Origin of the sequence: Bradyrhizobium sp. 186, from assembly GCF_023101685.1 — a bacterium.
GTDB lineage: Bacteria > Pseudomonadota > Alphaproteobacteria > Rhizobiales > Xanthobacteraceae > Bradyrhizobium.
Genome location: NZ_CP082164.1, coordinates 9,128,066 through 9,150,173, shown reverse-complemented (window position 1 = coordinate 9,150,173; position 22,108 = coordinate 9,128,066). Strand labels below are relative to the sequence as shown.

The 22,108-nt window shown below is 62.8% G+C and carries 15 protein-coding genes and 1 tRNA gene; 12 read left to right on the top strand and 4 right to left on the bottom strand.

Annotation, left to right across the window (positions count from 1 at the left end):
• The first annotated feature begins 31 nt into the window (after positions 1-31).
• The 3 genes from IVB18_RS43530 to IVB18_RS43520 all read left to right on the top strand — a co-directional run bounded on the left by IVB18_RS43530 (position 32) and on the right by IVB18_RS43520 (position 4,364).
• Entirely contained in the window at positions 32-1,204 is a 1,173-nt protein-coding gene (locus IVB18_RS43530) for a phosphoserine transaminase (protein WP_247986228.1), read from the top strand.
• 119 nt (positions 1,205-1,323) lie between these two features.
• Positions 1,324-2,913, top strand: coding sequence for a phosphoglycerate dehydrogenase (serA, locus tag IVB18_RS43525; protein ID WP_247986227.1), 1,590 nt, complete (start codon positions 1,324-1,326; stop codon positions 2,911-2,913).
• A 278-nt stretch (positions 2,914-3,191) separates the two neighbouring features.
• Positions 3,192-4,364, top strand: coding sequence for an acetyl-CoA C-acyltransferase (locus IVB18_RS43520; protein ID WP_247986226.1), 1,173 nt, complete (start codon positions 3,192-3,194; stop codon positions 4,362-4,364).
• Positions 4,365-4,538: 174 nt separating this feature from the next.
• Here IVB18_RS43520 and IVB18_RS43515 read toward each other — a convergent pair whose 3' ends face one another.
• Positions 4,539-7,799 (bottom strand): PAS domain-containing protein, encoded by a 3,261-nt coding sequence (locus IVB18_RS43515; RefSeq protein ID WP_247986225.1) that lies wholly within the window; start codon positions 7,797-7,799, stop codon positions 4,539-4,541.
• A gap of 212 nt (positions 7,800-8,011) precedes the next feature.
• On the opposite strand from IVB18_RS43515, the gene IVB18_RS43510 reads away from it, so the two are divergent.
• The 3 genes from IVB18_RS43510 (at position 8,012) to IVB18_RS43500 (ending at position 9,441) form a co-directional block, all read left to right on the top strand.
• Positions 8,012-8,458 (top strand): phasin family protein, encoded by a 447-nt coding sequence (locus tag IVB18_RS43510; RefSeq protein WP_247986224.1) that lies wholly within the window; start codon positions 8,012-8,014, stop codon positions 8,456-8,458.
• Positions 8,459-8,737: 279 nt separating this feature from the next.
• Positions 8,738-9,172 carry a phasin gene (locus IVB18_RS43505; RefSeq protein WP_247986223.1) on the top strand — a complete coding sequence of 145 codons (435 nt, stop codon included), beginning with the start codon at positions 8,738-8,740 and terminating at the stop codon, positions 9,170-9,172.
• 192 nt (positions 9,173-9,364) lie between these two features.
• A tRNA-His gene (locus tag IVB18_RS43500) sits at positions 9,365-9,441 on the top strand.
• A 261-nt stretch (positions 9,442-9,702) separates the two neighbouring features.
• Here IVB18_RS43500 and IVB18_RS43495 read toward each other — a convergent pair.
• Entirely contained in the window at positions 9,703-9,996 is a 294-nt protein-coding gene (locus tag IVB18_RS43495) for a hypothetical protein (RefSeq protein ID WP_247986222.1), read from the bottom strand.
• 43 nt (positions 9,997-10,039) lie between these two features.
• Between IVB18_RS43495 and IVB18_RS43490 the strand changes: the two genes are divergently transcribed.
• Entirely contained in the window at positions 10,040-11,500 is a 1,461-nt protein-coding gene (locus IVB18_RS43490) for a HEPN domain-containing protein (protein ID WP_247986221.1), read from the top strand.
• A gap of 878 nt (positions 11,501-12,378) precedes the next feature.
• Here IVB18_RS43490 and IVB18_RS43485 read toward each other — a convergent pair.
• Together IVB18_RS43485 and IVB18_RS43480 are read right to left on the bottom strand one after the other, a co-directional pair.
• Positions 12,379-13,299 (bottom strand): nucleotidyl transferase AbiEii/AbiGii toxin family protein, encoded by a 921-nt coding sequence (locus IVB18_RS43485; RefSeq protein ID WP_247986220.1) that lies wholly within the window; start codon positions 13,297-13,299, stop codon positions 12,379-12,381.
• Entirely contained in the window at positions 13,299-13,613 is a 315-nt protein-coding gene (locus IVB18_RS43480; protein WP_247986219.1) for a hypothetical protein, read from the bottom strand. The genes IVB18_RS43485 and IVB18_RS43480 overlap by 1 nt, the downstream gene beginning before the upstream one ends.
• 33 nt (positions 13,614-13,646) lie before the next feature.
• Here IVB18_RS43480 and IVB18_RS43475 point away from each other — a divergent pair, with 33 nt between their 5' ends.
• The 5 genes from IVB18_RS43475 (at position 13,647) to IVB18_RS43455 (ending at position 22,066) form a co-directional block, all read left to right on the top strand.
• On the top strand, positions 13,647-14,000 hold the full coding sequence (locus IVB18_RS43475) for a hypothetical protein (RefSeq protein ID WP_247986218.1): 354 nt from the start codon (positions 13,647-13,649) through the stop codon (positions 13,998-14,000).
• Positions 13,997-18,061, top strand: coding sequence for a helix-turn-helix transcriptional regulator (locus tag IVB18_RS43470; RefSeq protein WP_346732598.1), 4,065 nt, complete (start codon positions 13,997-13,999; stop codon positions 18,059-18,061). The genes IVB18_RS43475 and IVB18_RS43470 overlap by 4 nt, the downstream gene beginning before the upstream one ends.
• A gap of 212 nt (positions 18,062-18,273) precedes the next feature.
• Positions 18,274-20,775 carry an ABC-three component system protein gene (locus tag IVB18_RS43465; RefSeq protein WP_247986216.1) on the top strand — a complete coding sequence of 834 codons (2,502 nt, stop codon included), beginning with the start codon at positions 18,274-18,276 and terminating at the stop codon, positions 20,773-20,775.
• Positions 20,772-21,470, top strand: coding sequence for an ABC-three component system middle component 1 (locus IVB18_RS43460; RefSeq protein WP_247986215.1), 699 nt, complete (start codon positions 20,772-20,774; stop codon positions 21,468-21,470). The genes IVB18_RS43465 and IVB18_RS43460 overlap by 4 nt, the downstream gene beginning before the upstream one ends.
• Positions 21,467-22,066 carry an ATP-binding protein gene (locus IVB18_RS43455; RefSeq protein WP_247986214.1) on the top strand — a complete coding sequence of 200 codons (600 nt, stop codon included), beginning with the start codon at positions 21,467-21,469 and terminating at the stop codon, positions 22,064-22,066. The genes IVB18_RS43460 and IVB18_RS43455 overlap by 4 nt, the downstream gene beginning before the upstream one ends.
• Positions 22,067-22,108 lie beyond the last annotated feature (42 nt).

Below are 22,108 nucleotides of genomic sequence, written 5' to 3'. Positions count from 1 at the left end.
ACGGGAGGCTCACTATCTGGAAGGGTAGATTATGACTGTAGCGAAGCCCGCCTCGCGGCCGAACGTGCCGCATTTTTCCTCCGGCCCCTGCGCCAAACGCCCCGGTTGGAACGCCCAAAATCTCAAGGACGCAGCGCTCGGCCGTTCGCATCGCGCGAAAGTCGGCAAGACCAAGCTCAAGCTTGCGATCGATTTGACGCGCGAAGTGCTCGAGGTGCCCGCCGATTACCGCATCGGCATCGTGCCGGCCTCCGATACCGGCGCGGTCGAGATGGCGCTGTGGTCGATGCTGGGCGCGCGGCCCGTCACCACGCTCGCCTGGGAATCCTTCGGCGAAGGCTGGGTCAGCGATATCGTCAAGGAATTGAAGCTCAAGGACGTCACCAAGCTCAACGCCGCCTATGGTGAAATTCCGGATCTTTCCAAGGTCGATCAGAACAGTGACGTCGTCTTCACCTGGAACGGCACCACCTCCGGTGTGCGCGTGCCGAACGCCGACTGGATCAGCGCGACTCGCGAAGGCCTGACCATTTGTGACGCCACCTCGGCGGCGTTCGCGCAAGCCCTCGACTGGGCCAAGCTCGACGTCGTCACCTTCTCCTGGCAGAAGGCGCTCGGCGGCGAGGCCGCCCACGGCATGCTGATCCTGTCGCCCCGTGCGGTGGAGCGGCTCGAGACCTACAAGCCGGCCTGGCCGCTGCCAAAGATCTTCCGCATGACCAAGGGCGGCAAGATCAACGAGGGCATCTTCGTCGGCGAAACCATCAACACGCCCTCGATGCTGTGCGTCGAGGATTATCTCGACGCGCTGAACTGGGCCAAGTCGATCGGCGGCCTCAAGGCGCTGATCGCGCGCGCCGACGCCAACACCAAGGTGCTCGCCGACTGGAAGGCGAAGACGCCCTGGATCGACTTCCTGGCCAAGGACGCTTCGATCCGCTCCAACACGTCGGTGTGCCTGAAGTTCACCGATCCCACGATCACCTCGCTCTCGGTGGATGCGCAGGCCGACTTCTGCAAGAAGCTGGTCGCGCTGGTCGAGAAGGAAGGCGCAGGCTTCGACTTCGCCTACTACCGCGATGCGCCGGCCGGCCTGCGCATCTGGTGCGGCGCCACCGTCGAGGCGAAGGACGTCGAGCTCCTGACCCAGTGGATCGACTGGGCCTTCGCCGAGACCAAGGCCGTGCTGCCGAAAGCGGCGTAAGTTTTCTTTCTTGGCCTCTCCCCGTAAGTACGGGGAGAGGGAGAAGAAACCGCTCCGAGACATCAACCTAGTTAGGTCGAAGGCCGCCCTCGTTTCAGGCAAGGTAGAGGATCAAATCCATGACCAAACCCAAAGTTCTCATTTCCGACGCGCTCTCTCCCGCCGCCGTGCAGATCTTCAAGGATCGCGGCGTCGAGGTCGACTTCCAGCCCAATCTCGGCAAGGACAAGGACAAGCTCGCCGAGATCATCGGCAATTACGACGGCCTTGCGATCCGCTCCGCGACCAAGGCGACGGCCAAGATCCTGGAGAAGGCAACCAACCTCAAGGTGATCGGTCGCGCCGGTATCGGCGTCGACAACGTCGAGATCCCCGCGGCGACCGCCAAGGGTATCATCGTGATGAACACGCCGTTCGGCAATTCGATCACGACCGCCGAGCACGCCGTCACCCTGATGCTGGCGCTGGCGCGCGAGATCCCGCAGGCCGACGCCTCGACCCAGGCCGGCAAGTGGGAGAAGAACCGCTTCATGGGCGTCGAGATCACCGGCAAGGTGCTCGGCGTGGTCGGTTGCGGCAACATCGGCTCGATCGTCGCCGACCGCGCGCTCGGCCTGCGCATGAAGGTCGTCGCCTTCGATCCGTTCCTGTCGCCGGAGCGCGCCAAGGACATCGGCGTCGAGAAGGTCGAGCTCGACGACCTGCTCAAGCGCGCCGACTTCATCACTTTGCACACCCCGCTCACCGAGAAGACCAGGAACATCATCGACGCAGCCGCGATCGCCAAGATGAAGAAGGGCGTGCGCCTGATCAACTGCGCCCGCGGCGGCCTGGTCGACGAGCAGGCGGTAATCGACGCGCTGAACTCCAAGCACATCGCGGGCGCCGCTTTCGACGTCTTCGTCGAGGAGCCCGCGACCTCGAACGTGCTGTTCGGCCATCCCAACGTGATCTGCACGCCGCATCTCGGGGCGTCCACCACCGAAGCGCAGGAGAACGTCGCGCTCCAGGTCGCCGAACAGATGTCGGACTATCTGCTTACCGGCGCGATCTCGAATGCCGTCAACTTCCCCTCGATCACGGCGGAAGAGGCGCCGAAGCTGAAGCCGTTCATCGCGCTCGCCGAGAAGCTCGGCTCGTTTGCCGGCCAGCTCACCGAGTCCGGCATCCTCAAGGTGCAGATCACCTATGAGGGCCACGTCGCCGAGATGAAGATCAAGGCGATCACCTCCGCCGTGCTGTCGGGCCTGCTGCGGCCGATGCTGGGCGAAGTCAACGTGGTGTCCGCGCCGGTCGTCGCCAAGGAGCGCGGCATGGTGGTCGACGAGATCGTGCGCGCCGCCCAAAGCGACTATGAGAGCCTGATCACCGTCACCGTCACCACCGAGCGCCAGGAGCGTTCGGTCTCGGGCACCGTCTATCACGACGGCAAGCCGCGGCTCGTCGACATCAAGGGCATTCGCGTCGACGCCGAGTTCGGCAAGTCGATGATCTACGTGACCAACGAGGACAAGCCGGGCTTCATCGGCAAGTTCGCAAGCCTGCTCGGCGACGCCAAGATCAACATCGCGACCTTCCATCTCGGCCGCGCCGCGCCCGGCAGCGATGCCATCGCGCTGATCGAGGTCGACGGCCCCGTGCCGGCCGAGGTGCTCGCCAAGGTGCAGGCCCTGCCGCAGGTCAAGCAGGTCAAGGCGCTGACGTTCTGATTGCGCTTTCGCCAATTGCGTCATGGCCGGGCTTGTCCGGCCATCCACGCGCATCCGCAAGTAAGGACGTGGATGCCCGGGACAGGCCCGGGCATGACGAGCGGAAAGAGTGACGCGCATCATAAATTCCGACGTGCGGAACAACGCCGCCCCCGCTTGCGAGGGCGGCGCTTTTTGTTGGTGCGGCGCCGCGCTTTATTTCTCCCGCGGCTGCCGAACTTTGTGTACCAATGGCGCTAGCACGCTCCGTACCAATCGTTCGAAAAAGGGAGAAAACAATGCGTGAAGCCGTCATCGTTTCCTATGCGCGCACGGGGCTGGCGAAGTCCGGCCGCGGCGGGTTCAACATCACGCCGCCGATGTCTCTTGCGGCCCACGCCATCCGCCATGCGGTCGATCGCGCCGGTGTCGAGAAGGACTATGTCGAGGATTGCTATCTCGGCAATTGCGCCCATGGCGCGCCGAATATCGGCCGCCAGGCGGCGCTGCTCGCAGGGCTCCCGAAATCGACCGGTGGCGTGTCGGTGAACCGCTTCTGCTCGTCGGGTCTCCAGACCATCGCCATGGCCGCCAACTCGATCCGCTCGGATGGTTCCGACTGTATCGTCGCAGGCGGTACCGAGAGCATTTCGATGCCGGGCGGCGTGACGCCGAAGGAATCGATCGATCCGGAGCTGCTCAAGACGGCGCCGGCGATCTTCATGGCGATGATCGACACTGCCGACATCGTTGCCGAGCGCTACAAGCTCAGCCGCGAATATCAGGACGAATATTCGCTGGAGTCGCAGCGCCGCATGGCGGCCGCGCAGCAGGCGGGCAAGTTCAAGGACGAGATCGTCCCGATGAAGACGAAGATGAAGGTGGTCGACAAGGCGACCAAGGCCGAGTCGATCGTCGACTACGTCGTCGACCGCGACGAGTGTAACCGCCCCGAGACCACGCTGGAGGGCCTCGCCAAGCTCGAGCCCGTGAAAGGTCCCGGCAAGTTCGTCACCGCCGGCAATGCCAGCCAGCTTTCGGACGGCGCCGCGGCCGTGGTGCTGATGGAAGCCAAGGATGCGGAGAAGCGCGGCCTCAACCCGATGGGCCGCTTCGTCGCCTGGGCAGCCGCCGGCTGCGAGCCGGACGAGATGGGCATCGGCCCGATCTTCGCCGTGCCGAAGCTGTTGAAGCGTCATGGCCTCAAGATCGAGGACATCGATCTCTGGGAGCTCAACGAGGCCTTCGCCAGCCAGTGCCTCTACTCGCGCGACAAGCTCGGCATCGATCCCGAGAAGTACAACGTCAACGGCGGCTCGATCGCGATCGGCCATCCCTTCGGCATGACCGGCGCGCGTCTCACCGGCCATCTCCTCCAGGAGGGAGCGCGCCGCAAGGCGAAGTGGGGCGTCGTGACGATGTGCATCGGCGGCGGCCAGGGCGGCGCCGGCCTGTTCGAGATCTATAGCTGAGGCAGAGCTCTACGAATGCGAAAGGGCACGACGCGCGCCGTGCCCTTTTTGTTGAGCCTTGACTTAGAGCGAGACGAGTTTGGGAACAGTAAGAGACGCGCCGCTCTCTCGCTCCCTCGCCCCGTTCTTACGGGGAGAGGGCGGGGTGAGGGGCTGTCTCCACAGGCTCGCGGCTTAAGCCCTCGCCAGCGCCGGCGCGAACACCACCTCGATCAGCGTGCCGGTGTTCGCCGTGCTCTTGATGTTGAACCGGGCGCGGTTGGCTTCGACCAGCGCCTTGGTGAGCGACAGGCTGAGCGCCGAATTGTCCGAGGCATCGCCGGGCGGAGCCGTCCGGAACGGCTCCATCGCGGCCGCGACTTCCCGCTCGCTGAGGCCATGACCGGTGTCGCGGATGCGCAAGCACACCTCGCCGCGGTCGTTCAGGGCGGTCGAGACGATGACCTGGCCGCCGGCGCTGGCGAGCCGGATCGAGTTGGACACCAGGTTCATGGTCACTTGCCGCAACGCGCGCGCGTCCGCCGTGACCTGCGGCAGCGCATGTGCGAGCGAGGTGCGGATGATAATGCGCTCGCGGTTGGCCTGCGGCTGCATCACCACGACGCAGGCTTCGATGAGATCGTTGAGATTGAGGTTGGCGAAGTTGAGATCGAGCTTGCCGGTCTCGATGCGCGACAGCTCCAGCAGATCGTCGATGATGGTGATCACGCGCTCGCCGGAGGCTCGGATGTCCTTCATGTATTCGCCGTAACGCTCGTTGCCGAGCGTGCCGAAGCGTTCGGAGATCATCACCTCGGCAAAGCCGATGATGGCGTTCAGCGGCGTGCGGATCTCGTGGCTGATCCGCGCCAGCATGTCGGCCTTGGCGTTGGCCGCACCGTCGACGAGATGGCGAGCGCGCGTCAGCTCGCTCTCGCCTTTCTTGCTCTGCGAGAGATCGCGGAACACGGCGAAGAAGTTCGGGCCGTCGGGCCGGGTGCGGCCCATGATCATCGCGAGCGGGATGGTGCCGCCGTTCTTCTCGCGGCCCAGCACCTCGCGGCCGTGATCGAGCAGGCTGGCGATGTCCTGGCTCTTCAGGCTGTCGAGATAGTCGAGGACGACATGCTGGCTCTCGGGTGCAAACAGGCTCACCAGATTCTTCTGCAACAAGGTGTCGCCGTCATGGCCGAACAGCGCCTCGGCGCTGCGGTTGCAGGCGTGGATGTTGCCTTCGGCATCGAACATGACGATGCCCTCGGCGGTGGTGTCGAGGATCGCGGCGAGATCTTCGGCATCCGCGTCGCCCACCTCTGGCTCCGGTTCGGGCGCGACGGGCGCCGCCGTCACGGTTTCCTCGACGACTGCTGTGGCCTGCGGCTGCGCGCAGATCAGCGCATGCGCGGATTCGCCGTCCCAGTCGATCGTGTGCAGATGCGCCTCGGTGGTCGCGAGCGGCTGCTCGCCGTCCGCCACCGTCGCGCTGATCGTCACCGGTGTGCCGGCCTGCGACGTGCTGCTGGCCGAGGACACGCCCGGTTCGACATAGAGCGCATCCAGCCCGCCGGCATCTTCCAGCGCGCTTAGGCCAGCATAGCCGATGCGCGCGAGGAAGGCGGGGTTGGCATAGAGCAGACGGTCGAGCCGATAGATCAGAATGCCCGTCGGCAACAGGTCGAGCAGGGTGCGGTCGCGCGCACTGTGGCCGCGTGCGGGCGGTGTGGGTTCGGTCAGCCATTCGGCCGGTGCGTGCGGCGCCTCGGGCTCAGGCGGCAGCGGCTCGGGTGCGATCTCCGCCGTCGGCAGCTCGGACGTGACCGCCGCGATGGTCTCCCTGTCGCGTTCGAGCCGCTCGGACAATTGCCGGGCGAGCTCGTTGAACGCGCTGTTCTCGACAGGCGTCAGGGTCGGCGATCTTGTGTCGCCGGGGGCGCGGAACGGCACGACATTGGGAGGCGTTTCCACGGGCGTTTCCGGATCGGTTGGGTGTGAATTCGCTGCGGTGACGGGTTCGGATAATTCAGGCTCAGGCTCAGGTGCGGGCGGCTCGATCGGCGGAGGCGGCGGCTCCGGTTCGGGCTCGACCAATTCGGCGGACAGGCTCGGCAGTGCGGCCGGCTCGGTGAACAGCTGGTAGCGCCTGAGCGCATCGAGCCGGTTGAGACCGTCGAGATCGCGGCAGACGCCAAAGCCTTTGAAGCCCGCGAAATTTCGCTCGCTGTCATAGACGGGAAGCCCTGCGAGCTCGACCGGCAGGTGTTCGCCGCCATCGGCCGGCCAGTTCACGGTGATCCCGGCCCAGGTGTCGTGGCTAGCGAGCGCTTGCGCCACGCGACCGTCGGGATCGAGCGCGAACGCGTCGGCAATCTCGCGCCAGGGGCGGCCGAAGCCGGCCGCCGTGTGCGCGCCGATCAGGCGGATGAACTCGTCGGAGCTGAGCACAAAGCGGCCCTCCGCATCCATCTGCCACAGGAAGCGCAGCGGATGCTGGCGTGGTGCGGGCGGCTCCGCGTGGCCCGACGGCGGCTCGACCATGTCTGCCGTGATCGGCTCGGCCTGCGGCGAGACGATGGCTTCGGGCGGGTTTTCAACCGAAGATTCAGCCGCGGCTTCGATCGTCTCGGTCGGCGCCGGCGCTTCGACCAGCTCGGCGAACGCGTCGAACAGGGAGATCCCGGCGAAGGCCTCGCTGCATGAAGCGGGCTCGCGCGGCGTCTCGACGGCTTGTTGCGCGGGTTGAACCGGTACCTCGGGCGCGGTGTCCGCCGCGCTCTCGGCCGTGGATGCGGCGGGTTCTGCCCGCACGGGGGCGGGCTCGATCAGCGCGACGAGGCCGATATCGACACCCAGGCCGACGCGTTGCAGCACCATGTGGCCGATGCCGATCGGGATCTCGACGCGGCCTCGGCTGAGCGCATCGCTGCGTGCCTGCTCGAGGCCGGCCTCGACGAGATCGCGAAAGCCGAGCAGCGGGCGGGCGGCTTCGCTGGCGCCGGCGAACAGGCCGTCGGGCGCGAACGCCGCCATCGGCACCGGGGCGCTCTCGACCAGCCGGTGCAGCCGTTCGACCAGCGGCATGGTGCGTCCGGTCGCATCCATCGCGGTGACCAGCACGCCGTGGCCGCCATCGGCAAATTCGAGCCGGGCGCAGGCGCAGGTCATCAGCGCGCCGAGCCGGGCGCCGAAGCCGCGCAGCCGTTCGAGCCGGACCGCGCCGGTCGCCGGTAGCCGCCGGGCAAGCCGGGCGACCTGGCGGCGATGTGCGTCCGCCGGTCCGAATGTCTTCCCCGCGAGCGCGGCGGCATGGGCTGCGCCGAACAGCTTTGCGCCGACCGGATTGGCCCAGAGCACGCGCGTGCCGTCGATCGACCAGAGCCACGCCGGAAGCGGAGAGGTCGCATGCACGGCCAGCCGCGGATCGCCGACGCCTCGCAACTGGAAATCCGAACTACTCATCCAACCGGCTTGCTTCTCGCTGTCACCCATCTCGTGGGGCGGCTGCCGGGAATGACAGCCTTAAGAAAGGGTTAGTATCGCGCGCGGGCGCGGACAGGTCCACGGCCCCGGTCTAAAGGTAGCGGCCTAAAGCCGCGATAACCTTAATGCAGATGAACCCGCAAGCCCGACCACGCGTTGTATCCGCAGGATTCGCGACAGGAGTGGCAGCCATGGCCGACCAGGCACATGACCGTTTCGAGCCTCCGCCGGAGATGCGCTCCGTGGCGGAATCCAGCTTCAAGCAGGCGCGCGAGGCGTTCGAGAAGCTTCTCGCCGACGCCGAAACCGCCACGGGCTCGCTCGAGGAGCGCGGTGCGAGCATGCGCGCCGGCGCCGAGGACGTCGGCGCCAAGGACGTCGGTGCCAAGGACGTCGACGCCAAGGACTTCGGCGCAAAGGACGTGGGCGCCAAGACGATCGACTTTGCCGAGGCCAACGTGCAGTCCTCGCTCGACTACGCCCAGTCGCTGGTTCACGCCAAGGACCTCTCCGAGGTGACGCGGCTGCACCGCGAATATGTGCAGGCTCTGATGCGGACGCTGGCCGAGCAGGCCAGCGAAATGGGCCGGATCGTCGGCCGCGCCGCGATGGACGCGACCAGGCCCAAAAGCAAGTGATTCTGGAAAGCAAGTGATTCCGGCCGCCGTCGTGGAACTCAACCATGGGTTCCCGCAGTGTGGAGCCTCATCCTGACCGAGATTAATTGTCGCCGCGTACCTCTGATCGCGTTGCGATGCACAATATTGACATGTTGGGCAGCAATAGTGGTGGGCGCTGGGCGAACCATCTCATTTGTATCGCGTTCCAGTCTTCGTACCCGCCAAGTTATGGCCCCGATTGGGCCGGCGGGCGCGCCAGAAGGCTCACTCCATTTTCCACTACCGTGAGGGACAACCATGACAGGTGCGACTGATCCATTCTCCGCCTCGATCATTCCATTCGAGGTTCCGGAACAGATGCGGGCGTTCGCCGAAAAGGGCGTTTCGCAGGCCCGCGAAAGCTACGCCAAGTTCAAGGACGCGGCCGAAAACCAGAACGGCACCATCGAGGCCGTGTTCACCTCGGCCAGCAAGGGCGCGAGCGAGTACACCGCCAAGCTGATGGAGTTCATGAAGGCGAACACCAGCGCCCATCTGGACTTCGCCCAGGAGCTGTTCGGCGTGAAGTCGCCGACGGAGGCGCTGGAGCTGTGGACCGGCCATTCCCGGAAGCAGCTCGAAACCTTCCAGGCCCAGGCCAAGGAGCTCGTCGAGATCTCTCAGCGCGTCGCCTCCGAGACCGCCGAGCCGATCAAGGCCAGCGCCTCGAAGTTGTATCCGCCCGCCGCCTGATCGGCTGGGCCGTTTTAACTGTAAAAACCCGGGCCCCAGGGCCCGGGTTTTGCTTTGGAAATAACGTTGTTTGAGGGCGATTCCCGGGTCCAGCGGCCTTGCCAAAAACGGCCGTTGCACCTAGTTTCCGCCCCGTCCAGCCCCCTTGGTTCTCGGCCCGTCTAGGGCGCCCCATAGGCGGCTCGCAAGGATGCAGTTGTAGCTCAGTTGGTTAGAGCGCCTGTCTGTGGAACAGGAGGTCGGTGGTTCGAGCCCACCCAACTGTACCAACAAAATCAATAACTTAATTCTAGTCATCGCTCGAAGCCAGCAATCGCTAGCTACCAAATAGCTACCACGGCGACGGGAAACGCGGTCCGGTTCTAAAAGTAGTCTTTCGTGATGACGGATCGCAGGTTCGAGTATTGTTGCGGCGACACCTGTGAAAACTCCACCACCGCCGATAGCGCTTAAATCAATCATCGCCTAGGTCCGGGTGACCTCGCCCAACCGTGTCATGCCTTCGCTATGACGACTCCATGCGACTCTAGTCAATAATCTGACGCAGCATAACGAGCATCAATGACCCCGCCATCATGGATTGCCACAAGGGCACGGGCAGGACTGGCGTGCCGAAAGCGTGCTTGCGGCCGGCAGATAAGATGGTGAGTAGAATAACAAAGCTGCTCGGCGATTCGGCCGCCGGCGAGGAATATTGCCTCTTCGACGTTCGCAGCAACTATGTCCACGGAAGTCAGGTGGGTGAGATTTCCAGCGCTGAACTCAAGAGCGCCCGTATCCTGGCAAGAAGAATCGCTGCACGGCCGGTTCAGGTCGTTGCTCATGATGCAGCCGCTTCTAACGTCGCTGCTCGACCCGGAGACCTCGATGGATGACGAAACCGCCCAGGAAAGCGCGCGACAGCGACGATGGCGAGAGCTACTGGTCGAAGCGTATGATGAAGTCGTAGCTGCAATTCTCTCTAAGCTTGAAGGGGGCGGCAAACCATCCCGGGTGAGCAGATATCCGACTTTCTCACTACGCGAGAACGGGATGCCATCTCTAAGCGACGGCGCTTTCACAGGAGCAGGGCCGTTGGAATATTCTTCGCTGCTGGATCCCCCCTACAGTGACCACGAGGCACGTCGGTTAGGCAAATTCCCGCCTGCTCGCTTCCCTGCGGTGGCGAGGCTGGTAGCGTTCTCTTGCGAGTACCCTGAAATTGCCCGCATTCCTGGGCCGAGTTCCGACGCAGAGAATCCGATAGTGAAGGTTGCGATCGAACTGCTGGTTGCGCGCGCTGCAGATGTTCATTTTCTTCGCTTCGGCGAGACGCCCGTGACGGCCGCGACCCGCACCGTCGTGCTGAAGCCGCTGTTCAATGGATCGTTCGACGCGCGTTTGAATCTCGCAGTGCTCGCGCCGATCGCGCTGGCCAGGTTCGACTTCGGCCGTATGCGCTTGGGACCGTCCGCCTTCATCATGCGAATGTCGCCAGACCTGCAGCGAGCGCGATGGGAGATGAAGGCCTACGGTGCTAACGGGCATGACCAGGTGCTAGCAGCTGCAACTCATGCATTCGTGCTTACTGGATGGGATATACCGAACGGCAATTGGAATGAGCTCGATCAGACACTGTCGAACTTCAGCTCAGATGTACGCGAGCGAATCGACGCATTGTTCGCGGCGCTCCGGATCGAGACCGGGATCGAAACCGGGTATGCCCAGGAAGTGCGCCTCGCTCGGGGGTGGCGTCACCGGCACAACTATGGCCTGCCAGACGTCTACGCCGTTGGCGCGCGCCGCTACCCCGAGGTGTTCGACGATTTTGGCTGGAATCGCGGAAACCTGCCGCTCGTCACGAAGGCTCAGATGCGGGAGGTTGCGCGTCTATTCGAGGCGCTAGAACAATCGCCGGGCGAAAGGCTCGCCTTGGCCACCCGTCGCCTAAACACGGCGATGACGCGTAGCGATTTCGCCGACGCAATTCTCGACGCCACGATCGCTCTGGAGGTTTTGCTGGGCGACGGCGACGGCCAGGCGATCTCCTGGAAACTTCGGATGCGTGCAGCCGCGTTGGCAGGCATTGAGGAAGGCCAAGCTGGTGGCAAAGCCATGAACGATGCGATCTCCAAGGTCTACGCCACCCGATCAGCCATTGTTCATGGGGCGCGGCGCCGTGGCGCCCCAAACGCACATGCAGAACGGGATTTGGCAGCCAAGGAGCAGTCGCTCGACGTGTTGCGAAGAATGCTCAAAATCCTCATCCAACGACCCGAGTTTCTCGACCTACACCGTATCGACAGCGACTTGTTAATGGCACCGCCAGCCGCCGTATCTGGCACTTAGGGGCGACTGGATCGATGTCAGTTCCCAAGCGCCATCACTATGTGCCGCAGATGATCCTGAATGGGTTCACTGACCCAGATGGCTGGCTGCACTGGTGCCGCCCCCGAGAACGCCCCGTTACGATCCGCCGGGCAAGACCCGCCGAGCTGTTCCATCAGAACCATCTGTACAGCACGCTTTCTGAAGCCGGGACCAAGGACCCGGCGATGGAGCACGCTCTTTCCGTTCTTGAGAGCGAAGCCGTTGGCGTCGTGCAATCCATTCTGGTGCCAGCACGGGAGGGCCGGCTCCCAGTCCTCTCATCGGAGCAGAAGCGCCTCTGGTACATGTTTTTCCTAACCCAGTGGCGGCGCACTCCGGAGACCCAACGAGCGAACGTCACCGATGCTGAAGCACTGCGGATGGTCGAGGATACACTCGACGAGCTCCGCCGAGCCGCACCCCATCGACTTGACGAAATCGAAGCGCTGGCGACACCCAAAGCCAAGGCTCGAACGCTGCGCAACGTTCGAGTTCAGACACTCGGAGAACCCAGCGCGGAGGTCATGAGCGTGCTCGAACGGCGCGGCATCGCCATATTGCGCATCATGCAGCCGAAGAAAAGCTTCATCATCGGTAGTCGGCCGGTCGTGAAGCTCACTGAGTACAATCGCACCGACCTTAACGATCCGGCCGTGGAGATGTGGCTTCCGATTGCCTCCGATGTTGCTGTGGGAGTAGGCCACGGCGACGGGAGCGTGAGTCTGCATCATACAGCCGATGAACGCCCTGTCCGACAGCTCAACATGGCGATCGCGCGTCAGAGCGGCACGATCGCGGCCTGGTTCAGTAGCGCTTGTGCAATCCATTGCCAATGCACGCTGAACCAGACCAGCATCCTAAACCCAGGCCCCGCCATCCGGGTCCCATCGGCCCTTGGCCCCTTCCGGCACCGCGAGACCGGTGATCACAGGGCCCAGAAACCGTTGCAATTCCAGCTGAAGCTCTGGGAAAGAGGGCGGCTGAATAGTCGGCAGATTTCGACGAAGAAAGCCAGTCCAGAGACCGCGATCGGCGGCAATCGTAGCGAACGCCTCGGTCAATCCCACAGGTATCTCGGTCGGGACAGCAGTCTCTCGGCGCCGGAGCGTACCGCCGACGGCCTCCACCAGTTCGGGCAGTTCGAACCCGAATGTGCGGAGCGTGACCCAAATGTCGTAGAAGTCCTTGATCCGCCCATTCGCTGTCCCGAAGCGGATCATCACTTCGAATTTCTCTGCGATCACAGTTTCGGGCGGGTACATGAGAATATTCGCCGCCGGAAGGTTCGGCAGAAGGCAGGGGAACATCCTGCGCTCCGGCGGTGGATAGACATGATCGCCAAAGCCAATATCAACCTGAACGGGAATCACTGCCCTGGCCAGCTCTCCCTTTAAATTCAGGTGAACGCCCTGGTACTTGTCACCTTCACGCACCGGTTCGACCGTGAGAGTGGCCGGATCGAAGATGATACCGTCATCGGGCGCTTCGACTTGGCAGATGCGGGTGAAGAGCTCAACGATGGCGGCGGGCTCGGGGTCGCCGTGGCCGAGCAGATCGAGATCACCGGTTGGCCTGAAGACGTGTTCAGGCCAGGTCACGAACAGCATCGCGCCCTTAAGCACATAATGCTCGGCCGCTTCCGTCAGGCTAAGACGGAAGAGCAGGCGTTCGATCGCGTAACGCGTCAGGATTCGTTGATAGACATCACCATGTTGCTTGGTATGTTGAAGCAGGCGGTCCCTGATTGACGCCGCGAGATTCTTGAGAACCTTGGCCATCATTGCATCGCTTTGATGTAGGGCTCGATTCGCGCTGTGACACGGTCGATGCCTGCGTACTTCATGAGCTCACTCTCCGTGGTCTTTCGTTGCCGCAGAGCGTCTCGGAGAGCTTCGATGGCGACGTCCTCGCCGACGTGACGGCGATGTTTGAAGCAATCGGCAATTGTTTTCGCGACGCCATAGATCGGCACATCTACGCCTTCGACCCTGACGTGCTCGACCCCCGCCGTCAGGACATCTCCGGTCGCCCGGACGATCTCGAGCCGCATGACTTGGGCGTTCGGCGTCCGCGCCTTGTGTGGTATCGTCATCCAGACGGCGTGCGGTAGCTGGGTCGTCAGCGCATGATGACGAAGCGCACTAACAAGGCTGACGACGCCGTATGGTATAAGGCGCGCGGCTTCCGCGAGATCGTGAGCGGTGTCTTCACCGACTCGTTCAGGGTCTTGGTAGAGACCACGTGCGAGACGGACGATATCGCCGGCATCGGCAAGGCGCTTCAGATAGACGAGTGGGATGCCCGCTGCCCTGAAGTCGCGCGCACGCGCAATCCCGCGGTCTCTGATGAGACTGAGGGCGCTTTCGCGATGGGTCATACGATTTCCAGCCATATTTTACCTATTGTCGGCAAAAAAATACACTTGTCGACAGAAAATAACAGTTTGGAAAACTCAACTGATGTCATATATTTCTTATGACCATGGCGCAACAAAGTTCCTCAACCGATCTAACCTCTAAGCACGTGCGGGCTGCGCGGGCGCTTTTGGCGTGGTCTCAACAGGACTTGGCCAAGCAAGCCGGTGTGGCGACCTCGACTGTAGCGGACTTCGAGAGGGGCCAACGGACCCCGGTCGCCAACAACGCGCAAGCGATTCGCACCGCGCTCGAAGGCGCCGGTATCAGATTCCTTCCAACGGGGGCGGTGATCGGGCCGCCGGTCCCGAATATCACCACAACCGAACGCCCGGGCGCACCCATCCGTTGGGTGAGCGCAGAGGATCTATCGGACTGGGCAAACCGGACCGACGGAGCCGTCAGCCTGCCGACTCTTCTCGCCTATCTGATCCGCGCGACCTGCGACACGACGGTTCACCTCCGCTTCCCCGCAGACGAGGGCGTCCGCCATCCGGGTTGGGATGGACGGACGTCCACCGAGATCGGAAACACCTACGTGCCGAAGGGCGACGCCGGCTGGGAAATCGGCAGCCAGCGTCGCGATATCGAAAAGAAGGCAACGGAGGACTACCGCAAGCGGACCGATGAGCCCACGCCGCTCAATCCAGCCAACGCGACGTTTGTTTTCGTCACACCTCGCCACTGGCCGGGTAAGGATAAATGGGCGAAGGCCCGAGAGGCGGAAGGCCACTGGGCAAACGTTCGCGTATATGACGCTGATGATCTCGTTCACTGGATAGAACAAACGCCCGCGGTTGGACTTTGGCTGGCGGTTCGTTTGGGAAAACGACCGGACGGCACACGCGAGCTCGACGAAGTTTGGGAAGAGTGGTCGCTCGCCACCAAATGGCCTCTGACAGAAGACTTGGTGCTAAGCGATCGGGACCAGGATGCTGCTGACGTTCTCCGTTGGCTTCGCGGTGGACCTTCCGTCTTCTCCGTTCAAACGACCACGACCGACGAGGCGGTGGCGTTTTTTTACGCCACGCTCGTAATGCTACCGGAGGATATGGCGGCCGCCTATAGAGCCCGCTGTCTTGTGGCGACGACTGCGGCCGCTGCTCGGGCACTGGCAAACGCGCCAGGCCCCTTGATTATCGTGTTGACCGAACCAGACTCCGGTCTGGCACACTCGCTCGCGGAACGCGGGCACTACGTGCTGCAAGCTTATGATGAGCGCCCGATCTCCCGGGGCGAAGTCCGCTCCCTCGCGCGTCCATCGCGCGAAGGGATCGCAGGCGCCTTGGTTGCCGCAGGCATTACTGAGCCTCGCGCCGAGGCGTTCGCGCGCGACAGTGCTCGCAGCCTGGCTGTCCTGCGTCGTCGTATCCCTGCGGCGGCTGGACGCCAGCCGCAGTGGGCGGAAGATACACCGCCCCAAGCTTTGCTGGCAGCACTCCTCGCGGGCGGTTGGGATGAGAACGCGGAGCACGATCGGGCTCGGCTAGCCGAGCTCGCTGATCAACCGTATGACGCTATCATTCGCGACCTAGTTCCCTACGTCGGCAAGTTCGACAGTCCATTGCAAAAGATCGGTTCAACCTGGCGCATCGCGTCGCCGCCAGACGCGTGGTTTCGGCTCGCGCGGCACCTCACGAGCGTCGACATCAAACGTTTCGAAGACGCGGCGCACGCTGTACTTGGCTCTGCGGACCCACGATTCGAAATGAACCCCGATGACCGCTGGATGGCGGACGTTCGCGGCATTCATCGTGATTATTCCGGAATGTTGCGTCATGGAATCGGACAGGTGCTGATCCTACTCGCGCTGTGGGGCGACGAGGCGAGCATCGTCCCTAACGCCGCACGTCGGGCCGATAATATCGTTGCCAAGCTGCTGGCCAACGCCACTCAACAACGCTGGTGGTCGCTCTCTCGGGATTTCCGACTGCTGGCGGAGGCGTCGCCCAATGCTTTCCTAAGCGCAGTTGAAGATAGCCTTGACCTGAACGATCCGCCCATCCGCGCCCTGTTCGGTAGAGCAGGTGAAGGCATGTTCGGTACGGAGCATCTATCAGACCTGCTTTGGGCTCTGGAGTCCTTGGCCTGGTCGCCCGAGCTAATGCCCCGAGTGACCCATGTCCTGGCTCGCCTAGACGCCATCGACAGTCCACCGGGACAATATGCCAACCGGCCAGCCAACAGCCTTCGTGAGATTCACCTTCTTTGGATCCCACAAACATTTGCGCCGCTCGACCTGCGGCTTCGAGCGCTCGACCTGATTCGAAAACAGGCGAGCGACTCCGCGTGGAAGCTTATGTTGAGCATCCTGCCGCAGGGGCACGATTCTTCTTCGCCGGCTCCTATGCCGCTGTGGCGTGATTTCACAGTTGACGAGGTCGAGGTCGTTACCTGGGGACTCATTGGGCGCGGCGCCGTGGCAATCACGGACCGCGTACTCGCTGATGTGGGCCTTGACGCCGACAGGTGGACGGCACTGCTTGAGCGGTTTGCTGACTTGTCGCCTGACCCTGAAGGCGGGTTCGCGGCACTCGAGGCAGCTGAACCGAAGATCACCGAGAAGGCCGATCGCGCGGCAATATGGACGACACTGCGGCGTGTGCTCCATCACCATCGACAATTTCCGGACGCCGATTGGTCGATGCCTAGCGAGATGCTTGACCGACTCGAAGCAATTTACGACCGCTTCGCGCCCGCCGATCCGATAGAGCGCGCCGCATGGCTCTTCGAGCAGGAAGCCGCTCTGCCAAAGCCCTCGGCTGAGGGATGGAAGACGGAGCAACGCGACGTCGATCTGGCGAGGCGCCAAGCCGCCAAAGCCTTGTTTTCCGAAGGCGGGGTTTCAACCATCCTAGCGCTCTCGCGTATGGTCGGCACGGCCGGCTACATCGGCAAGGCCCTCTATGATAGCGGCCTGTCCGAGTTCGATCTTGAATCACTGCTGGACGCGGCTATTCGAAGCGACGATTCACACGAACGCGCGCTCGCCCATGGTCTGATCATTTCCGCCTTTGCAGATCGAAAAGAGCCCTGGGCTGCGGCCTTGATTGCCAAGGCGAAGGATCGCGATTGGGGTGACACGGCATTGCTTACAATCCTGCGCGCACTCCCCGGTCGGCGTTGGACCTGGGACCAAGCGGCCCAGGCTGGCGCAGAAGTCGAGGAGACCTACTGGCGGCAGACACCGGTGTTCTGGATGAGCGAGGACAGGGAAGAGGTCGGGTCCGCAATCCGCAAGCTGATCTCCGTCGGGCGTGCCCGTCACGCTCTCCCGCTAGCGGGACGCGACAGCCAGATTGAGCTGCCTTCCAATCTTCTCCTCGAGGTGCTGCTCCAGGCGGCCAGCCAGCCCTTCGAAAATGACGGCGACAAGAACGAAGCGACAATGTTCCAACATTACGTCGCGGAGATTCTCCAATTGCTCGATAAGCGTAGCGACGTAGACACGAAGATGCTGGCCAGGGTCGAATGGACCTATCTGCCGGTTTTGACCCATTCGCGCCGCCCGGCGAAGGTGCTGCTGAAGGCGCTTTCAGAACAGCCATCCTTTTTTGTCGAGATGCTCAGCGTTGTATTCAAGGCAAAAGAAGAGAGCGGCGTCGTAGACGCAGAGCCGGAAAACCCCGAGCGAGCCCGCGCCGTAGCAAACCAGGCCTATCGTTTGCTTAATGAGTGGGATCGTCTCCCCGGGACCCAAGATGATGGCACGATCGACGGCACAGCCCTGGAGGCTTGGATCAAGGAAGCTCGTTCGCTCTCCAAGACAGTAGGTCGAGAAGAAATCGCCGACAGCCGAATTGGCAATATGTTGGCTGCTTCCCCGTTTGGCGCGGACGGCAATTGGCCTGCCGAAGCGGTCCGCGACGTTATCGATCTCTTTCGCAGCAAACCAATGATCGACGGCTTTTTGACAGGCAAAAGCAATCGACGTGGCGTTACGATGCGGTCGCCGCGCGACGGCGGAGATCTTGAGCGCCGAGAAGCGGCAAAGTACCGAAACTGGTCGGCGGCCATCTCTTTTGACCATCCGCATACCGCCAGGGCTCTCGACAGGCTTGCCGACAGTTACGAAGCTCAAGCGCATCGCCATGACGAGAGTGCCGAGCGGCTGGACTGGGAGTGACGTCTTGAATGTATTGAGGAAACGTGACGCCCCAATCCCAAGCTGGCCGTTCTTTCACAATATTGTAAGCGATCCTTGCCCTGCCCATAAATGGCTGCAAAGACTACAACGCAGCGTTGTGCTTGGGGGATATCTTGCAGCGGCGAAATGACGAGAACCGAGCGGCGGATTGCAGATGCCTTTCCTGACGTCTGATCGAGCGGGCAAGCCTCATGGCTGATCTGTTGCCACTCGATGTCATCGCGGGTACCCGGGTTCGTGATCGTCCACACCTGTTCGTTCTGGGATGCTACGACCGTCGTATTACATTTTATGCGCAGCAGGTACGCGCCCTATCTCTAGTTCACGCCTTGGCCGATCAAGGCTATCTTCGATCCAACCCACGCATCGCGGTCATCGGCGCTGGTGCCGCGGGATTGACGTGTGCGGCGGGCGCCGTGCTGGCGTCAGCGAGCCAAGTGGTCTTGTTTGAGGGCGCGGGGAATCTTTTGTCGTTGCAGTCGACGACCGACCGCCGAAACCTCGATCCTCATATCTACGATTGGCCTGCCTTGGATACGACCGATCCCGTCGCTGACCTCCCGATACTGGACTGGCAGGCCGGAACGTGCAGGTCGGTGCGTGACGACGTGGTTGTCGAATTTGAAGACATCGCGGTCCGAGTTGGAGACCGGCTTGAGCAGCGTCTGCGGCATCGAGTCAATGAAATACGACAGGCCGGCACGGGCTACGAGCTCGCCTTCACCGATCTAAACGCTCCGGTGGGACCAGATCGCGAGCGTACCGACCGTTTTGACATGGTATTCCTTGCGATCGGCTTCGGCCTAGAGCCGCAGGAGACGGTTCCGAACATCCAGAACAGCAGCTACTGGTCGGATGCCGGCGTCCCAGTCGGCGAGTTCGAAGGCCGGCCTGCGCCACGGTTCTTCATTAGCGGGAACGGCGACGGTGGGCTGATCGACTTCGTCGCGGCAGGCTCGACCGATTTCAATCACGCTGGGATGATCCGGCTTATCGCTAGTCATCCCGGCATAGCCGAACTCTCGCCGATCATCACCGCGATAGACATACGTGCGCGAGGAGTTGACTCGGCCGGGCAGCGTTTTGACTTCATCGCGGCATATGATGGGGAGTTGCTGGACCGGTTGCGCGCAATCGGTTTGGTCGACGCGGTCGCTCGGCAATTGCGACCGGGCGTCCACCTTGTCCTGCAAACGCTTCATGCCGAAATGTTCGAGGTGACGACCTCCACGCTCAACCGCATCGCAGCCTATCTCACCATCAAGGCTTGCGGGGCAGACCCGGTACGTAGCTTCAGCCATCTCCAGAGCAGGTCTGTCAAACGGGTCGACCCACCTGTGCCCCCAGAGCCCGCACGCTTCTGGCTCGATTGCGATGGCGAAATAATCGGCGCCGACGCGGTGATCATTCGTCGCGGGCCGCTGCGCGACGATGTGCGTCGCCCGTTCGCAGATCATCTCGCCGGCTTCGAAGAAACGCATCGAGAATGGCTCGAGCGTCACGGGGATGCGACCTTGGTCCCCAAGCTTTCGCGTGCCGCACGCGACATGTTTGCCGAAGCCGCACGCGCAGCAGATATTCCGCTTTCGCGCCGTGTTCAACGGCAGGCCGCCCCGCATGTGCCGATTACCGTGCAACTGCGCCGCGTGCGTGACCGTATCCGCTGGTCCGGCGGCGCGACGCCGCAAGACCTCGTGCGTTCATGGGACAATGACCAGCCGTTCGAGATCATCCTCCCCGATGTCCCGACCGACCTTGGTGCTGCAGCGGGTGCAATCCTGCGCGTCGCCTGCCATGCCAAGCGCGCGACGCTGCGCGCGGCGCCCGCGCAATGGCGCGACCATGTCGCTCGTCTGAGCGTCGACTCATCGCACGCTGAGGGCATGGCGATGCCGGTGATAGTTGCTGGCAATCCTGGCGGCGGCGCCCAGGATCCAATCACCGATGACCCCGCCCGGTTCGCCCGCCAGATTCATACCGTGCTCGATAGCTGGATGCTCGGGCGTTTGAATGACCATCTCGAACGCTTCCTGGTTAACCGCGAGGATTCTGGCCATCGGATCGGCTTTCAGGTCGCGCAAGATCTAAGGGAAGGGATGCGCGCCACATGGGCGGAATGGCGCGTGGCATTCGAGGATGATCCTGCGCTCCTCAACCACTTCCTACGCCTTCTGACTTGTGCGATCGACGACGACGGTGACCGCGACGCCGCCCAGATCCTCGTCGGTCCGACGAAGTTTGGCGCGATCGCTCGAGGTACGGCAATTTCGCTGGCAATTGCGGCCGTGTGGCAGACGACCGATCCCAAGCCCGGGAAGCCCGGGAATCTGTTACGCCAGCGCGGCGAGGCTCCCGAATGGACTGGCCACGGGTGCGCAGCTGATCGTATCGACGGAACCGCGATGTCGCTGTGCGCAGCAAACTACATGTGGCAAACTCAGTTCGTGATCCTGTCGGTCCAAGGTGCCATCGAGGTCGCCCGCATTGCGGAGCGGGCTTTTGCCCAGGTCGAGACCCAGCAGCCGTCGCTGAGCGAGACGGACGGCTCGGGGCCAGTCATGATGTGGATCAGCCGCGAATTTATCGACGCCATGGCTGCCGGCACCGACCAACTTGCCGCATTGCTGGCGACAATCGAGGCACGTCACTTCTCGTCGCTCGAGCGAGCCATCGTGAAAGGAGCCGAGGCATGAGCGACGACCGAACCAGTCTCTCGCCCGACCTGGCCGATTTTGCCAATCGCCTGCGAGACGCAGCGCTAAGGTTGGACCTTGTGGTCGAGGATCGGAGCAAGCTCGCCACGACATCGTTCAGTGGCGGGACGTCTGCCGCAACATCGCTCAGCCCCACCGACCTTCCCACCGAGTGTCACGCGCTCAGAATCAATAGGTTCAACATCATACTCGGGGTTCTTCCCGACATTGCCGCGCTCGAGGCCGTGCGAGAGACTCTGCGGCGATATCGCAATCAATGCGTTGTCGCGCGGTCCTATCTGACGCCCAACGAGACCCTCGACCTCCAGTTGATGTTGCTGGGACCTCGATCGAGCGAGCGCCAAGAGGCCTGGCGCGCGCTAGCGCTGATGGTGGAGCGGGACGACCGCGTCGCACGCAAGCTGGCCTGGCTCCGGCCGGAAGATCCGAAGCGGGACGACGAAAGCTTCGCAGATTTCCTCAAGCGCACCTTTCTCGCGCGCCCCTGGATCCGAAAAGAAGGTGAGTTCGACGACGTGGCCCTCGATCAACTCAGTTCGACCGCCGCCACCACGCCGGGGCTGCCGAGGACGACCGCCGCCGAATGGCAAAGCATCGCACTCGACGATGGCAAGGCGCCCGATCAGATCGTCACCGCGCTTGTCAAAGCCTGGGAACGGAGAGGCCAGTCATGAGCATCTACCTCGCGCGCATTGGCATCCACAATTTCCGCACGTTCGGCGCGTTCGATGTTGAGTTACCAGCGGCCCCCGGCTTGGTTCTGCTTACGGGCACGAACGGCTTAGGAAAGAGCAGCTTCTTCGACGCCATCGAGTGGGGGTTGACTGGGACGATCCGCCGATTCGCGCCTTATCTCAATAAAGGCAGAAAAAAGCTTGTCGAGAGCGATTATCTGACACGACGCGGGGCAGAAGCCGGATCTCACAAGGTCGTGCTGACTTTTTCGGATGGCGAACCCATCGAGCGTAGCATCAACAAAGCGACGGCAACGGCTTCGATCACTGCGAAGCTCGCGCGATCCGACCGCCGTGCCATCGAGGATCTGAGCACATACCTCGCGCTCACCCATTTCCTGGGACAAGCCGCACAACAGCGCTTCACGAGCCGTGAACCGCAGGATCAATGGCAGGCGATCAAGGGACCGAGTGGGTTGGAGCGTCTGGCGCAAATTCGTTCGGGATTGCGCGGACGGCCTGTCGTCGCCGCGTTCAACCGACGGCTCGAGCAGGAACGGGCAAGCGTGAGCGCGCTCGAAGCGTCAAATCGCTGATTGGCAAGGCTGGACCGCGCGCCTCGTTCGACTGCAACAGGC

Bases quoted from the DNA above. Each gene is read 5' to 3' on its own strand.
- IVB18_RS43530 (WP_247986228.1), top strand. From the start codon at position 32: ATGACTGTAGCGAAGCCCGCCTCGCGGCCGAACGTGCCGCATTTTTCC.
- serA (WP_247986227.1), top strand. From the start codon at position 1,324: ATGACCAAACCCAAAGTTCTCATTTCCGACGCGCTCTCTCCCGCCGCC.
- IVB18_RS43520 (WP_247986226.1), top strand. From the start codon at position 3,192: ATGCGTGAAGCCGTCATCGTTTCCTATGCGCGCACGGGGCTGGCGAAG.
- IVB18_RS43515 (WP_247986225.1), bottom strand. From the start codon at position 7,799: ATGAGTAGTTCGGATTTCCAGTTGCGAGGCGTCGGCGATCCGCGGCTG.
- IVB18_RS43510 (WP_247986224.1), top strand. From the start codon at position 8,012: ATGGCCGACCAGGCACATGACCGTTTCGAGCCTCCGCCGGAGATGCGC.
- IVB18_RS43505 (WP_247986223.1), top strand. From the start codon at position 8,738: ATGACAGGTGCGACTGATCCATTCTCCGCCTCGATCATTCCATTCGAG.
- IVB18_RS43495 (WP_247986222.1), bottom strand. From the start codon at position 9,996: ATGAGCAACGACCTGAACCGGCCGTGCAGCGATTCTTCTTGCCAGGAT.
- IVB18_RS43490 (WP_247986221.1), top strand. From the start codon at position 10,040: ATGGATGACGAAACCGCCCAGGAAAGCGCGCGACAGCGACGATGGCGA.
- IVB18_RS43485 (WP_247986220.1), bottom strand. From the start codon at position 13,299: ATGGCCAAGGTTCTCAAGAATCTCGCGGCGTCAATCAGGGACCGCCTG.
- IVB18_RS43480 (WP_247986219.1), bottom strand. From the start codon at position 13,613: ATGACGATACCACACAAGGCGCGGACGCCGAACGCCCAAGTCATGCGG.
- IVB18_RS43475 (WP_247986218.1), top strand. From the start codon at position 13,647: ATGATGACGAAGCGCACTAACAAGGCTGACGACGCCGTATGGTATAAG.
- IVB18_RS43470 (WP_346732598.1), top strand. From the start codon at position 13,997: ATGACCATGGCGCAACAAAGTTCCTCAACCGATCTAACCTCTAAGCAC.
- IVB18_RS43465 (WP_247986216.1), top strand. From the start codon at position 18,274: ATGGCTGATCTGTTGCCACTCGATGTCATCGCGGGTACCCGGGTTCGT.
- IVB18_RS43460 (WP_247986215.1), top strand. From the start codon at position 20,772: ATGAGCGACGACCGAACCAGTCTCTCGCCCGACCTGGCCGATTTTGCC.
- IVB18_RS43455 (WP_247986214.1), top strand. From the start codon at position 21,467: ATGAGCATCTACCTCGCGCGCATTGGCATCCACAATTTCCGCACGTTC.